Source organism: Curvibacter fontanus, from assembly GCF_054780335.1.
In genome coordinates, this window is record NZ_BAAGWN010000015.1 from 1 (window position 1) to 15,212 (window position 15,212).

Sequence of the window (15,212 nt, forward strand, 5' to 3'; positions counted from 1 at the left end):
TGAAGCGGCCGTGCACGCTGTCGTACTTGAGCATGTAGGCCAGGTAGTCGGGCTCGAGCAGGTCGTTGATGCCCACGATCTCGATGTCCTTGAAGTTGGCGACGGCTGAACGCAGCACGTTGCGCCCAATGCGGCCGAAGCCGTTGATACCTACCTTGATCGTCACAAAGCTCTCCTGTTATGGTTTGTCAATTCAACAGTTGACGGAAGTCGGGGATCACGCGGTCGGGCCGGCAAGCCTCGATGGGCTGGCCCATGTTGTAGCCATAGGGCAGCGCCCAGACCGGCACACCGGCATTGCGCGCGCTGGCCACGTCGATCGACGAGTCGCCGACAAACAGGGCGCGCGCGGCGTCCACCTGGAACTGCGACAGGCAACTGTGGATGCCGGCCGGATCGGGCTTCTTGGTGGGCAAGGTGTCGCCGCTGACCACGCGGTCGAACAGCGGTTCCAGGGCATGGGCGGCCAGCACGGTGCGCGTGTAACGCGCCTCCTTGTTGGTGACCACGGCCAGGTAGACGCCCTGGGCACGCAAGCTCTCGAGCACCTCGAGCACATGCGGATAAAGGTGGCTGCGCGTGCCGCAGCGGCGCTGGTAATGGCGATCGAATTCGGCGGCGATGAGGGGCAAGTCATCACAGCGGCGAACCTCCTCCACCGTGAGCCGGCGCACCTGGGCCAGCGCCTGCACCAGCAGCTCGCGCGTGCCATGGCCGATCCAGCGGTCCACCTGGTCCTGCTGCACCTGCGCCAGGCCAAAGTGCTGCAGCGTGTCGTTGACGGCGTCGCAGATTTCAGGCGCGGTTTCGATCAGCGTGCCGTCCAGGTCGAACATGACCAGATCGAAAGGCGTTTTTACTTGCTTATTCATGGAAGTAAATCTGGCAAAAAAAGATCAGGCGGCCGCTGCGGCACGTTCGCGCACCAGCCCCCGCACGGCCTGCACGATGGCTTCCACCGTGATGCCAAAGTGCTGGTACAGGTCCTTGGCCGGCGCCGACTCGCCGAAGCTGGCGATGCCCACCACATGGCCGCGGCGGCCGACGTACTTGCGCCAGAAATCCGGGTGCGCGGCCTCCACTGCCACGGCGGGCAGGTCCAGCGGCAGCACGGCGTCCTGGTAGGAGGGGGGCTGACGGTCGAACACATTGCTGCAGGGCATGGACACCACGCGCGTGCTGATGCCTTCCTTGGCCAGTTGCGCATGCGCCAGCATGGCCAGCGAGGTTTCGGAGCCGGTGCCGATGATCACGGCCTCGGGCCCGTCCTGCTCGGCCAGGATGTAGCCCCCACGACGGATGTGGGCCGCCAGCTCGGCGCGATCCGCCAGACGTGGCAGGTTTTGCCGGGACAGCGCCAGCGCGCTGGGACCGTCATGGCGCTCGATGGCGCAGGCCCAGGCCACCGCCGTCTCCAGGCCGTCGGCCGGGCGCCAGACATCCAGGTTGGGAATGATGCGCAGCGAAGGCACATGCTCGACCGACTGGTGCGTCGGGCCGTCTTCACCCAGGCCGATGGAGTCGTGGGTGAACACGTGCACCACGCGCTGCTTCATCAGCGCGGCCATGCGGATGGCATTGCGGCTGTAGTCGCTGAAGGTCAGAAAGGTGCCGCCGTAGGGGATGTAGCCGCCGTGCAGGCCGATGCCGTTCATGATGGCGGCCATGCCGAACTCGCGCACGCCGTAGGACAGATGGTTGCCCCAGACGTCGCGTCCGGCCAACGTGCAGTTCTTGAAATTGGTCAGATTGGAACCGGTCAGGTCGGCGCTGCCACCGAAGAACTCGGGCAGCAGCGGGGCCAGCAGGTCCAGCGCATTCTGGCTGGCCTTGCGCGTGGCCACGGCGTCCGTGCGCGCAGCGACAGTCTCGAAAATCTGCGACAGGCGCTCGCCGAATTCGGGCAGCAGGTCGCCCTGCATGCGGCGCTCGAACTCGGCCGCATCGTCCGGGTAGAGCGTGCGGTAACGCTCGAAACGCTGCCGCCACTCTTCCTGCAGGGCCTGGCCGCGCGTCACGGCATTCCAGGCCTGGGCCACGTCGGCGGGTATCTCGAAAGGCGCGGCGGTCCAGCCCAGCGCCTCGCGTGTGGCGGCCACCTCGGCCGCGCCGAGTGCCGCGCCGTGCACCTCGTGGGTGCCGGCCTTGTTGGGCGCGCCCTGGCCGATCACGGTCTTGCAGCAGATCAGGGTGGGCTTGCCGTCGGGGCGCTGCGCCTGGGCGCGCGCCTCGGCGATGGCGCGGTCGATGGCGGCGGGATCGTGGCCGTCGACCTGGGGGATCACATGCCAGCCGTACGCGCGGAAACGCGCCGGCGTGTCATCGGTGAACCAGCCTTCGACATGGCCATCGATGGAGATGCCGTTGTCGTCGTAAAGCGCGATGAGCTTGGACAGGCGCAGCGTACCGGCCAGCGAGCAGGCCTCGTGGCTGATGCCTTCCATCATGCAACCGTCACCGAGGAAGGTGTAGGTGTGGTGATCGACGATGGCCAGTTCGTCGCGGTTGAATTCCCGGGCCAGCAGCTTCTCGGCCAGCGCCATGCCCACGGCATTGGCAATGCCCTGCCCCAGGGGACCGGTGGTGGTTTCCACGCCGGGCGTCACGCCGACTTCGGGATGGCCGGCGGTCTTGCTGTGCAGCTGGCGGAAGCGTCTGATCTCCTCCATCGGCAGGTCATAACCGGTGAGATGCAGCAGCGCATACAGCAGCATGGAGCCGTGACCGTTGGAGAGCACGAAGCGGTCGCGGTCGGCCCACTGCGGATTGGCCGGGTTGTGGCGCAGGTGGCGGTTCCACAGCACTTCGGCGATGTCGGCCATGCCCATGGGCGCTCCGGGGTGGCCGGACTTGGCCTGCTCGACGGCATCAACCGCCAGCATACGGATGGCGTTGGCCATGCGAGCAGCGAGTTCGGACGGGGGGGATGTCATGTGAGCGGCCATCTCAGATCGCCCCCAGGGCGCGCTTGCGCCGTTCCATCATGCGCCAGACGAAGGGCGTGAAAATCAGCTGCATGGCCAGTTCCATCTTGCCGCCGGGCACGCAGATGGTGTTGGCCCGGCTCATCCAGGAGTTGTCGATCATGTTCAGCAGGTAGGGGAAGTCGATGCCCTTGGGGTTGGCGAAACGGATCACCACCATGCTTTCGTCGGCCGAGGGAATGTCGCGCGAGATGAAAGGGTTGGAGGTGTCCACCATGGGCACGCGCTGGAAGTTCACGTGCGTGTGCGCGAACTGCGGCACGATGTAGTTCACGTAGTCGGGCATGCGGCGCAGGATGGTGTCGGTCACCGCCTCGGTGCTGTAGCCGCGCTGGTGCTTGTCGCGCCAGAGTTTCTGGATCCACTCCAGGTTGATCACCGGCACCACGCCGATGCGCAGGTCCGGGTGCTGGGCGATGTTGTGCTCGGGAGTCACCACGGCGCCGTGCAGACCCTCGTAGAACAGCATGTCGGTGTCGGCCGGCAGTTCCTCCCAGGGTGTGAAGGTGCCGGGCTCCTGCTTGTAGGGCGCCGCCTCTTCGTCGTTGTGCAGGTACTTGCGCGCGCGCCCGGCGCCGGACTTGGCATAGGTGGCAAACAGACTCTCGAGTTCGCCGAACAGGTTGTTGTCGGAGCCGAAATGGCTGAAGTGCTTGTTCCCGGCCTTCTCCGCCTCGCCGGCCTTGAGCTTCATTTCCTTGCGGTTGTAGCGATGGAAGCTGTCGCCCTCGATGATGGCGGCCTTCACGCCTTCGCGGCGGAAGATGTTGGCGAAGGTGCGCGTCACGGTGGACGTGCCGGCCCCCGATGAGCCAGTGATCGCGATGATGGGATGACGTTCAGACACGGAGGTCTCCTGGAGCTAAAAAATCTTTCACCGCATGCGATGTGTGCCCCTGCCAGCGCCCGCGGGATTTGTCGCGGAACACCGCGGAACCGGGCCGCCGGTGTCGTCCCCCCTTGGGGGCTGAGGCCTGCGGCTCCAAGCCTGCCTGCGCAGGCTTGGACAGGCCGAAGAGCCACAGACTCCGGCTGTTGGTACGGAGGGCCCGCAGGGCACTCAGGGGGGTCATACCCTGAACAGGCCGCGCTCGGCGAACAGCGGGCTGTCGCTCTCGACCCGGGTCGGCTCGGCGTGGTAGCGCTCGATGCGCTCCACCTCGTTCTTCGAGCCGAACACCAGACCGATGCGCTGGTGCAGCGCGGTGGGATGCACCGCTAGCATGGGCTGGCGGCCGGTGCTGGCGCGGCCACCGGCCTGCTCCATGATGAAACCCACGGGATTGGCCTCGTACAGCAGGCGCAGGCGGCCGTTCTTGGCCGGCTCCTTGCTGTCCTTGGGGTACATGAAAACGCCGCCGCGCATCAGGATGCGGTGCGCCTCGGCCACCATGGAGGCGATCCAGCGCATGTTGAAGTCCTTGCCGCGCGCACCCGTCTTGCCGGCCAGGCACTCGTCCACATAACGCCGGATCGGCGACTCCCAGAAGCGGCTGTTGGACGCGTTGATGGCGAATTCCTGGGTATCGGCCGGGATCTGCAGTTGCGGATGCGTGAGCATGAACTCGCCCAGATTGGGGTCGAGCGTGAAACCGTTGACACCGTTGCCCACCGTCAGCACCAGCATGGTGGTGGGGCCGTAGAGCGCATAACCGGCCGCCACCTGCTGCGCGCCGGGCTGCAGGAAGTCGGCTTCGGCCACATCGCGGCCGCTGGCCACCACCTCCTGCGGTGCCCGCAGGATGGAGAAGATGCTGCCCACGGAGACATTGACGTCGATGTTGCTGGAGCCGTCGAGGGGATCGAACACCAGCAGATACTTGCCGCGCGGATGCTTGGCCGGGATCTGGTAGGGCAGGTCCATCTCCTCGGAGGCCATGCCGGCCAGGTGCCCGCCCCATTCGTTCAGGTGCGTGAAGAGCTCATTGCTCAGCACGTCGAGTTTCTTCTGCGTCTCGCCCTGCACGTTGACGCTGTCGCCCGTCTCGCCGGCCTGGTTGCCCAGCACGCCACCGAGTTCACCGAAAGCCACGGCGCGCGCGATGGCCTTGCAGGCCAGGGCCACGTCGAGGATCAGCGCATTGAAGTCGCCTCGTGCATCCGGAAAGCGACGGCGCTCCTCAATGAGAAACTGGGTCAGGGTGGTGCGTTTGGACAGCGGCATGATGGGTGTTTCTCTTTATTGCTCGACGCTCAGGAGGCGCTCGCCGGACCAGTGCGCCTGGTGCCATTGCCGCAGGTCCGCCAGATGCACCTTGCCCAGGTCAGTCAGCACATGCATGGCGCGACTGAAATCGTGGTGACGCGTGTACAGGGTGGGCGTGATCACCGTGGCCAGGCCGGCCAGGGTGGCGGCCTTCAGGCCATTGCCCGAATCCTCGAACGCCAGACAGGCCCGCGGGTCGAGCTTCAGGGTCTGCAGGATCTGTACGTACACCATGGGATGCGGTTTCTTCAGCGGCGCCGTGGAACCATCACCGATGGCCGCGAATGCGTGGCGCCAGCCCGGCCCCATGGCACGGCGCAGCAGCGCGGCAATGTTGACCGGCGAGGTGGTGGTGGCGATGGCCAATTGCACGCCTGCGGCGGCGGCTTCCTCGAACAGGTCAAGGATCCCCGGGCGCAAGCCCACGGCGCCGGCGTTGATGGCGCCCTCGTAATAGGCGGTCTTGAGTTCGTGGATGCGATTCACCGTGTGCTGAACCGCCTGCGCATCGATCGCCTTCACGTCGGCGTTGATCTGCTTCCAGTAGTGCTGCACGCGCTCCTTGCCACCGGAAACCTCCAGCAGTTCGGTGTACAGCGCCTCGTCCCAGTGCCAGCCCAGGTCCAGCTCGTTGAAGGCGTAGTTGAAGGCCTCCAGGTGCAGGCTCTCGGTGTCGGCAATGGTGCCGTCGACGTCGAAGATCAGGGCTTGAAGCGTGGGCTGGGTCATGGAGAACCTCACTCGGTTTTAAACAGTCGGCTGGCCAGGATGTCCTGCGCCTCGATGGTCGTCAGGTCGTCCCGGGTCAATTCGCGGTCGCGCTCGGCAAACAGGCGGCTCGCCTGGCGCAGACGGGCCCGGTCCAGCGCGTTGCGCACGCTGCGTGCGTTGGCGAAATGCGGCTGGACGGTGCGCAATTGCAGGTACCGGTCGAAGGCCTCGGCTGCACCGGGACCGAAGCGGTAATTCTGCGTCTCCAGCATTTTCCCGGAAATCTGCATCAGCTCGCCCACCGAGTAGTCGGGAAAATCCAGGTGATGGGCAATCCGCGAGGACATGCCGGGGTTGGACTGGAAGAAGGTGTCCATCCTGTCCTTGTAGCCCGCCAGGATCACCACCAGATCGTCGCGCTGGTTCTCCATCACCTGCAGCAGGATTTCGATGGCCTCCTGGCCGTAGTCGCGCTCGTTTTCAGGGCGGTAGAGGTAGTAGGCCTCGTCAATGAAGAGAACGCCTCCCATGGCCTTCTTGAGCACTTCCTTGGTCTTGGGCGCGGTGTGGCCGATGTACTGGCCCACCAGGTCGTCACGGGTGACGGCCACCATGTGGCCTTTGCGCACATAAGCCAGCCGGTGCAGGATCTGCGCCATGCGCATGGCCACCGTGGTCTTGCCCGTGCCCGGGTTGCCGGTGAAGCTCATGTGCAGGCTGGGCGCCTGGCTGGTCAGCCCCAGGTTGATGCGCAGCTTGTCAATCACCAGCAGGGCCGCGATGTCGCGGATGCGCGCCTTGACCGGCGCCAGGCCGACCAGGTCGCGCTCCAGCTCGGCCAGGACGTCCTCGACCTGCGATTGCGCCAGCACCTGCGCCACGCTGCGCGCGCCGCTGTCCACCAGGGTGTGGGCGGGCTCGTCCGGCGCCGCGGCGGGGACGGTCGCCGCCGGCATGACACCGGGAATGGAGTAGCTGGGGGCGTTCATGGCTCGAATCTGTTCTGCAGCACCGTTCCCGGCGGGGCCGGGAACGGTTTGCTATTTCATCAATAGCGCTCGCCTTCCGGCTTGTTGGCGCCGTAACCGCGTGTGGTGTAGCGCATCGAACGGCCACCGATTTCCTGGCGCTCCAGCATGAAACCACCTTCGCTCTTCGGACGGTTGACGATGAAGCTCATGACGATGGACTCGACGTTGCGGGTGGAGTCGAAGGCCATCATGCGGATGTAGTGATTCGGAAACGCCTTGCGGCAGCTCTTCATCTCCATCATCACGCCGGCGGCATCCTGCAGATCGAACATGGGCATGCCGAACATTTCCCAGTAGGTGTTGCGCGGGTGCGGATCGTCGGTGTACTCGATGCTCCAGGCGTAGCCCTTCTTGAGCCCGTATTCGATCTGCAGCGTGATCTCGGCGTCGCTCAGGTCGGGCAGGAAGCTGAACTGGCCCTGGGTCAGGCGGCCGGTGGGATTGGTCATCATGGTTCGGTTCTCCTGTATGCGTGGTCTCAGGCGACGGCGGGCGTGACGGCGAAGTCGCTGCTGTCGGTCGACTGGTAATTGAAGCTGATGTCGCCCCAGGTATCGAGCGCGGCTTTCAGCGGACCGCAGGTCTGGGCAGCCTTCTTCAGGATCTCCGGACCTTCGTTCTTGATGTCCTTGCCTTCGTTGCGGGCCTTGACCATGGCTTCGAGCGCCACGCGGTTGGCCACGGCGCCGGCCTGGATGCCCTGCGGATGGCCGATGGTGCCGCCGCCGAACTGCAGGATCACGTCGTCGCCGAACAGGTCGATCAGCTGGTGCATCTGGCCGGCGTGGATGCCGCCGGAGGCCACCGGCATGACCTTCTTGGTGTCCGCCCAGTCCTGGTCGAAGAACAGGCCGCGCGGCAGGTCGGTCTTGGTGTAGCTGTCGCGGCAGACGTTGTAGTAGCCCTGCACGGTCATCGGGTCGCCTTCGAGCTTGCCCACGGCGGTGCCGGTGTGCAGGTGGTCGACCCCGGCCATGCGCAGCCACTTGGCGATCACGCGGAAGGACACGCCATGGTTTTTCTGGCGGGTGTAGGTGCCGTGGCCGGCACGGTGCATGTGCACGATCATGTCGTTCTTGCGGGCCCAGTTGGCCATGCTCTGGATGGCGGACCAGCCGATCACCAGGTCCAGCATGATCACGACCGAACCCAGCTCCTTGGCGAACTCGGCGCGTTCGTAGATGTCTTCCATCGTGGCGCCGGTCACGTTCAGGTAGCTGCCCTTGACCTCGCCGGTCACGGCCTGCGCCTTGTTCACGCCGTCCATCACGTAGAGGAAGCGGTCGCGCCAGTGCATGAAAGGCTGCGAGTTGATGTTCTCGTCGTCCTTCATGAAGTCCAGGCCGCCCTTGAGGCCTTCATAGATCACGCGGCCGTAGTTGCGACCCGACAGGCCCAGCTTGGGCTTGGTGGTGGCGCCCAGCAGGGGGCGGCCGAACTTGTCCAGGCGCTCGCGCTCCACGATCAGACCGGTCGGCGGGCCCTTGAAGGTCTTGACGTAGGCCACCGGGATGCGGATGTCTTCCAGGCGCGCGGCTTTCAGCGGCTTGAAGGAGAACACGTTGCCGATCAGGCTGGCCGTCATGTTGGAGATCGAGCCCTCCTCGAACAGGATCAGGTCGTAGGCCACCCAGGCGAAGTACTGGCCGGGGGTGTTGGGCACCGGCTGCACCTTGTAGGCCTTGGCGCGGTAGCTGTCGCAGGCGGTCAGGCGGTCGGTCCATACCACCGTCCAGGTGGCGGTGGATGATTCGCCGGCCACGGCGGCGGCCGCTTCTTCCGGGTCGACGCCGTCCTGCGGGGTGATGCGGAACAGGCAGATCGTGTCCGTTTCCTTCGGGCTGTAGTCGGGCATCCAGTAGCCCATCTGCTTGTATTTCAGAACGCCTGCGCTGTAGCGCTTTTTGGCGTCGGTGATCTGGGTCGAGGCGCTCATCAAAAATCTCCTGAGGGGGATAAAAGCTGGTGTGGAATGAAATATAAGAAAATCTGCAAATAAGGTAAATTCAAACTTTATTTGCTTTTGGTTAAGCTATTACTTAATGAAGAACGCCACCTTCCGCCAGCTTCGGGTTTTCAGTGAAGTCGCCCGCCAGCTCAGTTTCAGCAAGGCTGCGCAGGCGCTGCACCTGACACCGCCGGCCGTGACCATGCAGATCAAGGAACTCGAGGGCCATGTGGGCCTGCCCCTGTTCGAGCGCAGCGGCCGCCAGGTGGCGCTGACCACGGCCGGCGAGTACATGCTGGTCTACGCCCGCAAGATCCTCGCCACGCTCAAGGACGCCGAGGACGCCGCCGCACGGCTGCAGAAGCTGGAGATCGGCACGCTGACCATCGGCATGGTCAGCACCGCCAAGTATTTCCTGCCGCGCCTGCTGGCCGAATTCCAGCGCGAGCACGAGGGCATCGAGGTGCGACTCATCGTCGGCAACCGGGAGCAATTGCTCAAGATGCTGCAGGGCAACGAGGTGGACATCGCCATCATGGGACGTCCGCCCAAGGAAATGGCCACGCGCGCCGAGCCGTTTGCCGCGCATCCGCACGTCTTCGTCGCGTCGGTGGACCACCCGCTGCTCAAACGCGGCCTGCTGGACGTGCAGTCGCTGCAGCCCTACAGCTTCATCGTGCGCGAGCAGGGCTCGGGGACGCGCGCGGCCATGGAAAAATTCTTCGATGCCGGGAATTTCGAGCCCAAGGTCACCATGGAGATGTCGAGCAACGAGACCATCAAGCAGGCCGTCATGGCCGGCATGGGCCTGAGCTTCCTCTCGCTGCACACCATCGGCCTGGAACTGGACAATCAGCTGGTGGCCATCCTCGACGTCCAGGGCAGCCCGGTGGTGCGCGCCTGGAACGTGGTGCACACCCTGTCCAAGCTGCTGTCGCCGCCAGCCGAGGCCTTCCGCTACTTCATCCTGGAGCGTGGCGAAACCTTCCTGGCCGAGCAGTACGGCCGCCACATCCACATGGCCCCGCCGCCCCCCGGTGGCCACGCCTGACTCATCAACAAAATATAATGTTTGCTTCTGTAAATATCAGCATTTACTGATTTGATTACATGCGCAACTACACGCTCAAACAACTGCAGACCTTCATCGAAGTCGCCCGCGAAAAGTCCGTCTCACGGGCGGCCGAACGCCTGTTTGTCACGCAACCGGCCGTGTCCATGCAACTCCGCCAGCTGGAGGAAGCCTTCGGTCTTTCGCTGATAGAACCGGTGGGCCGTAACATCCAGCTCACCCATGCCGGCCACGAGTTCCTGATCCATGCCATTGCCGCCCTGGGCAAGCTCAAGGACCTGGAAGCCAGCATGGCCGAGCATGTGGGCGCCAAGAAGGGCCGCATCGAACTGGGCATCGTGAGCACCGCGAAATATTTCGTGCCCATGCTGCTGGTGCGTTTCTCCAAGCTGATGCCAGGCATCGACATCGCCCTGCGCATCGACAACCGCGACAACATCCTGGGCATGCTCGCACGCAACGAGCTCGACCTGGTGGTCATGGGCCGCGCCCCGGCCAACCTGGACTGCGAGGCCACCCCCTTCGCCAGCAACCCGCTGAGCATCGTGGCCCCGCCCGACCACCCGCTGGTGCGGCGCAAGCGCATGGCCTTCGACATCCTCAAGGACCACCCCTTTGTCGTGCGCGAGCAGGGCTCGGGTACGCGCGCGGCCATGGAGCGCCTGTTCGAGCAGTACGAGATCCCGATCAAGGTGGCCATGGAGATGCCCAGCAACGAGACCATCAAGCAGGCCGTCATGGCCGGCATGGGCCTGTCCTTCCTTTCCATGCGCACGGTGCGCCACGAGCTGGCTGCGGGCCATCTGGCCCTGCTGGACATCAGCGGCATGCCCATCGTGGGCAGGTGGTACGTCACCCACCTGAGCCAGAAAAAGCTCTCGCCGGCGGCGCAGTCTTTCAAGAAGTTCCTGATCGAACAGGCCGAACCGCTGATCGACTCCTGGGCCTGAGGGCTGGTATCCAAAACTCCTGCCATGCGCGTTCTGAGGGCAAGCCCCCATGGCAGCGGTTCATGCCGGCGCTAAGATCGCTGGCATGAACCGAGAGCGCAAACGCTTCCTTGCCGACGCGCGGACTGACTGAGCAGCGACGAAAACACAAGGAAGACCCATGGGAGCATCACTGGACGGCAAGCTGGTCGTCGCCATTTCCTCGCGGGCCCTGTTCGACTTCGAGGAAGAGAACAAGGTCTTCGAGCATGGCCACGGCCCGCACAAGGACCGCGCCTACATGAAGCTCCAGCTGGACAAGCTGGACGAGCCGGCCAAACCCGGCGTGGCCTTCTCCATGGTCAGGAAGCTGCTGGCCTTCAACGACCAGGAGGCGCAGCGTGTGGAGGTGGTCATCCTCTCGCGCAACGACCCGGTCTCGGGCATGCGCGTGTTCCGCTCGGCCCAGCACTACGGCCTGCCCATCGAGCGCGGCAGCTTCACGCGCGGCCAGTCGCCCTGGCGCTACCTCAAGCCCCTGCACGCCAACCTCTTCCTCTCGGCCAACCCCGAGGACGTGCGCGCAGCCCTGGGCCAGGGTTTCCCCGCCGCCACCGTGGCCACGCATTCGGTGCGCGCCCAAGACAAGCACCCGAACGAGGTGCGCATCGCCTTCGACGGCGACGCCGTGCTCTTCAGCGACGAGGCCGAGCGCGTGTTCCAGGCCGAAGGCCTGAGTGCCTTCCAGCAGCACGAACGCGACAAGGCCCACCAGCCTTTGCTGGCCGGCCCCTTCAAACCCCTGCTGGCCGCGCTGCACCGCCTGCAGCAGGAAGGCACGCCCACCATGCGCATCCGCACCGCCCTGGTCACGGCGCGCAGCGCCCCCGCGCACGAACGCGCCATCCGCACGCTGATGGACTGGCACATCGAGGTGGACGAGGCCATGTTCCTGGGCGGCCTGCCCAAGGGCGAGTTCCTGCGCGAGTTCGAACCCGATTTCTTCTTCGACGACCAGACCGGCCACATCGAATCCGCCGCGCAGCACGTGCCCTCGGGCCATGTGGACAGCGGCGTCTCCAACAGCTGAGCCTGTCTTTCAGCGAGTCTCCCCATGCCCCTGCTCCAGAAAGCGGCCGACTTCAAGGCCTTCCTCGCCCGCGCCTGGGCCCTGTCCCTGCCCTATTTCAAATCGGAAGAAAAGTGGAAGGCCCGCGCGCTGCTGGCGTCCATCATCGGGCTCAACCTGGCCTTCGTTTACATCCTGGTGCTCTTCAACGACTGGAACCGTCTGTTCTACGACGCGCTGCAGGACAAGAACTACCCGGTCTTCATCGAGCAGATGGGACGCTACACCGTGCTGGCGCTGATCTACATCGTCATCGCGGTCTACCGCTTCTACCTGACCCAGCAACTGGAGATGCGCTGGCGCGCCTGGATGACGCGCCACTACCTGCAGCGCTGGCTGGACCACCAGGTCTATTACCACCTGGAGCTCACGCGCTACGCCTCCTTGTCGCCCGACCAGTCGCCCGACAACCCGGACCAGCGCATGCAGGAAGACCTCCAGCTCTTCACCAGCAGCACGGTGAGCCTGAGCATGGGCCTGCTCAATGCCCTGGTCACCTTCGTGAGTTTTGTCGGCATCCTTTGGACCCTCAGCGGCGAGTTCACCTTCAGCTGGAACGGCAGCGAATTCGCCATCCCCGGCTTCATGCTCTGGGTGGCCATCCTCTACTGCGCGGTGGGCACCGTTCTCACGCACTATGTGGGCCGCCGCCTGATCCCGCTGAACTACGAGCAGCAACGCCGCGAAGCCGACTTCCGCCACAACCTGGTGCGCGTGCGCGAGTACAGCGAAGCCATCGCGCTGGACCGCGGCGAGACCGTTGAGTACAAGCAGCTGAACCTGCGCTTCGGCCACGTGCTGCACAACTACCTGCAGCTGATCGACGCGCAAAAGCGCCTCACCATGTTCACGGCCACCTTCAGCCAGGCGTCCACGGTCTTCCCCTTCCTCGTGGCCGCGCCGCGCTTCTTCAGTGGCGCCATCCAGCTCGGCACGGTGATGCAGATCGCCTCAGCCTTCAACCGCGTGCAGGATTCTTTGTCCTGGTTCATCGACAACTACGACAGCCTGGCCGCCTGGCGCGCCACCACGGACCGTCTCACGCACTTCGAAGCGGCCATCCAGAAAGCCAGCCAGGCCGCAACGCTGCAGCACGAAACCAGCAGCGATGCCGGCCTGAAAGTGCAAGACCTGGCGCTGGACCTGCCCACCGGCAGCCGCCTGCTCGCGCACACCGCGCTGCAGGTGCAGCCGGGCGACAGCATCCTGCTCAGCGGCCCCTCGGGCAGCGGCAAGTCCACCCTGTTCCGCGCCCTGGCCGGCATCTGGCCCCTGGCTTCGGGCCGGGTGCTCATGCCACCCTCGCGCATGTTCATACCGCAGCGGCCTTATTTCCCCAACGCCAGCCTGCGCGACGCGCTGGCCTATCCGGAATCCGCCGAGAAGTACGACGATGCCACGCTGCAGCAGGCCCTGCGCGACGCCCTGCTGCCGCAGCTGGCTGACCAGCTGGACGAAGTGGCTGCCTGGGGCCAGAAGCTCTCGGGCGGCGAACAGCAGCGCCTGGCCCTGGCGCGTGTGTTCCTCAAGAAGCCGGCCTGGGTGTTTGCCGACGAAGCCACCAGCGCGCTCGACGAAGAGGCCGAGAAGACGCTCTACCGCAAACTGATCGAGATGGTGAAGTCAGGCGATGGCGCTATTGTTTCGATAGCACATCGGCGCGGCGTGGCGTCCTACCACAGCCACAGCTGGACGCTCGAAAAGCGCAGCGATGAAACCCTGGCGCTGTTTGAGCTGAAGCCGGCCTAGAAACCTTGCGATGCTTCCGTTTGCGTTGAGGATCCCGAAACGCAGCGACTGCCAGGCCTGGGGCTTCGACAAGCTCAGTCCGAACGGTCAAGGGAAACGTCTCAGGCCGTAGCTGGCCCGGCGCGATAGCGTTCCCAGCCGCGCGCGCGCAGTTCGCAGGCCGGGCAGTTGCTGCAGCCATAGCCCCAGGGGTGGCGGTGTGCGCGGTCGCCCAGGTAGCAGGTGTGGGTGTGCTCGACGATCAGGTCCACCAGGGCCTGGCCACCCAGGGACTCCGCCATGCGCCAGGTGTCGGCCTTGTCGATCCACATCAGCGGCGTCTCGATCAGGTAGCGCTTGTCCATGCCCAGTGAGAGCGCCAGCTGCATGGCCTTCATGGTGTCGTCGCGGCAATCGGGGTAGCCCGAGAAATCGGTCTCGCACACGCCCGTCACGATGACCTGCAGGTCGCGCCGGTAGGCCACGGCCGCGGCCAGTGTGAGGAACAGCAGGTTGCGCCCGGGCACGAAGGTGTTGGGCAGGCCACTGGATTCCATCTTGAAGGCCGTCTCACGCGTGAGCGAGGTCTCGCTCACCGCGCCCAGCACGGCCAGGTCCAGCATGTGGTCCTGGCCCAGCCTGGGCGCCCAGTGCGGGAACTGACGGCGGATCTCGGCCAGCACCTGCACGCGGGCTTCCAGCTCCACATGGTGGCGCTGGCGGTAATCAAAGGCGATGGTTTCGACGCGCTCGTAGGACTTGAGGGCGTGGGCCAGGCAGGTGGTGGAATCCTGCCCGCCGGAGAAAAGGACGAGGGCGGTCTTGTGCAGCATGAGCCAATGGTATCGCCAGCGGCAGCCCCGCCCGCGGCCGACCGCCGGCCTATTCGGGCTTCTCGGTCTTCTTGATCCGGTTCGGCGAATAAGTCAGCACTTCCTTGGCAATCACACCCGGCGTGGCCATCGGATCGACGTTACGGTTGGCCGCCTGGCTCTGCGTCTGGATCTGCTGGGTCACACTCGGATTCTGCGCCGGGTTGTTCTGCATCCAGATCTCGACCACGCGCGCGCTGGCGCTCCAGACCGCATGCATATGGTCCATCAGCATCTTGGACAGCGGCTCCTTGGGCGGCGCCTCTTCCTGCCGGGCCACGGTTTCCTTGCGCTGCGTCCAGTCCCTGGAAGAGTTGTCAGCCTGGCTGCCGCCTTGCAAAGGGTCGGCTTTGGCGGCCGCCTGGTTGGCCTGGGCCTGCACCACCGGGTTGATGTCGTTCACCACGCCGGCGCTTTCCTGCACGGGCGCCGGCGGATTCACCGGCGCCACCGGGATCACCCTGGCAGCGGCGGGCACAACCACCTCCGAGCCGGCCGGCCGGATGGCAGTTCGCTCAATGTTAGGTAGTTGCATGATCGCTATTCACCTCAGCCCGGAAGCAGGAGGCTTTTATCCTGTTACGTACATTGGTTAACGGCAG

The 15,212-nt window shown here is 64.9% G+C and carries 15 protein-coding genes; 4 read left to right on the forward strand and 11 right to left on the reverse strand.

The window, feature by feature from the left end; all coding sequences use genetic code 11:
• From ACYVH8_RS10535 to ACYVH8_RS10575, 9 genes are all read right to left on the reverse strand, one after another.
• On the reverse strand, positions 1-166 hold a 166-nt coding region (locus tag ACYVH8_RS10535; RefSeq protein ID WP_460488903.1), incomplete at its 3' end, for a glyceraldehyde 3-phosphate dehydrogenase NAD-binding domain-containing protein.
• A gap of 22 nt (positions 167-188) precedes the next feature.
• The gene (locus ACYVH8_RS10540) at positions 189-872 is read right to left on the reverse strand and encodes an HAD family hydrolase (RefSeq protein WP_460488813.1); all 684 of its coding nucleotides are present in this window, start codon (positions 870-872) and stop codon (positions 189-191) included.
• Positions 873-896: 24 nt separating this feature from the next.
• Entirely contained in the window at positions 897-2,933 is a 2,037-nt protein-coding gene (gene tkt / locus ACYVH8_RS10545) for a transketolase (RefSeq protein ID WP_460488814.1), read from the reverse strand.
• 13 nt (positions 2,934-2,946) lie between these two features.
• Positions 2,947-3,831: a phosphoribulokinase gene (locus ACYVH8_RS10550; RefSeq protein ID WP_460488815.1), complete on the reverse strand. Its 885-nt coding sequence runs from the start codon at positions 3,829-3,831 to the stop codon at positions 2,947-2,949.
• 222 nt (positions 3,832-4,053) lie between these two features.
• Positions 4,054-5,148: a class 1 fructose-bisphosphatase gene (locus ACYVH8_RS10555; RefSeq protein ID WP_460488816.1), complete on the reverse strand. Its 1,095-nt coding sequence runs from the start codon at positions 5,146-5,148 to the stop codon at positions 4,054-4,056.
• A gap of 15 nt (positions 5,149-5,163) precedes the next feature.
• Positions 5,164-5,919, reverse strand: coding sequence for an HAD-IA family hydrolase (locus ACYVH8_RS10560; RefSeq protein WP_460488817.1), 756 nt, complete (start codon positions 5,917-5,919; stop codon positions 5,164-5,166).
• 8 nt (positions 5,920-5,927) lie between these two features.
• On the reverse strand, positions 5,928-6,890 hold the full coding sequence (gene cbbX / locus ACYVH8_RS10565) for a CbbX protein (protein ID WP_460488818.1): 963 nt from the start codon (positions 6,888-6,890) through the stop codon (positions 5,928-5,930).
• Between the two features lie 59 nt (positions 6,891-6,949).
• On the reverse strand, positions 6,950-7,384 hold the full coding sequence (locus ACYVH8_RS10570; protein WP_460488819.1) for a ribulose bisphosphate carboxylase small subunit: 435 nt from the start codon (positions 7,382-7,384) through the stop codon (positions 6,950-6,952).
• Positions 7,385-7,410: 26 nt separating this feature from the next.
• Complete coding sequence (locus ACYVH8_RS10575) at positions 7,411-8,868, reverse strand: form I ribulose bisphosphate carboxylase large subunit (protein WP_460488820.1); 1,458 nt, start codon at positions 8,866-8,868, stop codon at positions 7,411-7,413.
• Positions 8,869-8,974: 106 nt separating this feature from the next.
• Between ACYVH8_RS10575 and ACYVH8_RS10580 the strand changes: the two genes are divergently transcribed.
• From ACYVH8_RS10580 to ACYVH8_RS10595, 4 genes are all read left to right on the forward strand, one after another.
• Positions 8,975-9,931 carry a LysR substrate-binding domain-containing protein gene (locus ACYVH8_RS10580; protein WP_460488821.1) on the forward strand — a complete coding sequence of 319 codons (957 nt, stop codon included), beginning with the start codon at positions 8,975-8,977 and terminating at the stop codon, positions 9,929-9,931.
• 59 nt (positions 9,932-9,990) lie between these two features.
• Positions 9,991-10,902 carry a LysR family transcriptional regulator gene (locus ACYVH8_RS10585; protein ID WP_460488822.1) on the forward strand — a complete coding sequence of 304 codons (912 nt, stop codon included), beginning with the start codon at positions 9,991-9,993 and terminating at the stop codon, positions 10,900-10,902.
• 160 nt (positions 10,903-11,062) lie between these two features.
• Positions 11,063-11,971, forward strand: coding sequence for a 5'-nucleotidase (locus tag ACYVH8_RS10590; RefSeq protein ID WP_460488823.1), 909 nt, complete (start codon positions 11,063-11,065; stop codon positions 11,969-11,971).
• A gap of 24 nt (positions 11,972-11,995) precedes the next feature.
• The gene (locus tag ACYVH8_RS10595; protein WP_460488824.1) at positions 11,996-13,759 is read left to right on the forward strand and encodes an ABC transporter ATP-binding protein/permease; all 1,764 of its coding nucleotides are present in this window, start codon (positions 11,996-11,998) and stop codon (positions 13,757-13,759) included.
• 101 nt (positions 13,760-13,860) lie between these two features.
• Here the strand turns inward: ACYVH8_RS10595 and queC are convergent, their stop codons facing one another.
• Positions 13,861-14,568, reverse strand: a complete 708-nt coding sequence (gene queC, locus ACYVH8_RS10600) for a 7-cyano-7-deazaguanine synthase QueC (RefSeq protein WP_460488904.1) — start codon at positions 14,566-14,568, stop codon at positions 13,861-13,863.
• A 52-nt stretch (positions 14,569-14,620) separates the two neighbouring features.
• A complete protein-coding gene (locus tag ACYVH8_RS10605) occupies positions 14,621-15,145 on the reverse strand; it encodes a hypothetical protein (protein ID WP_460488825.1) in 525 nt (174 codons plus the stop codon).
• Positions 15,146-15,212: the final 67 nt, after the last annotated feature.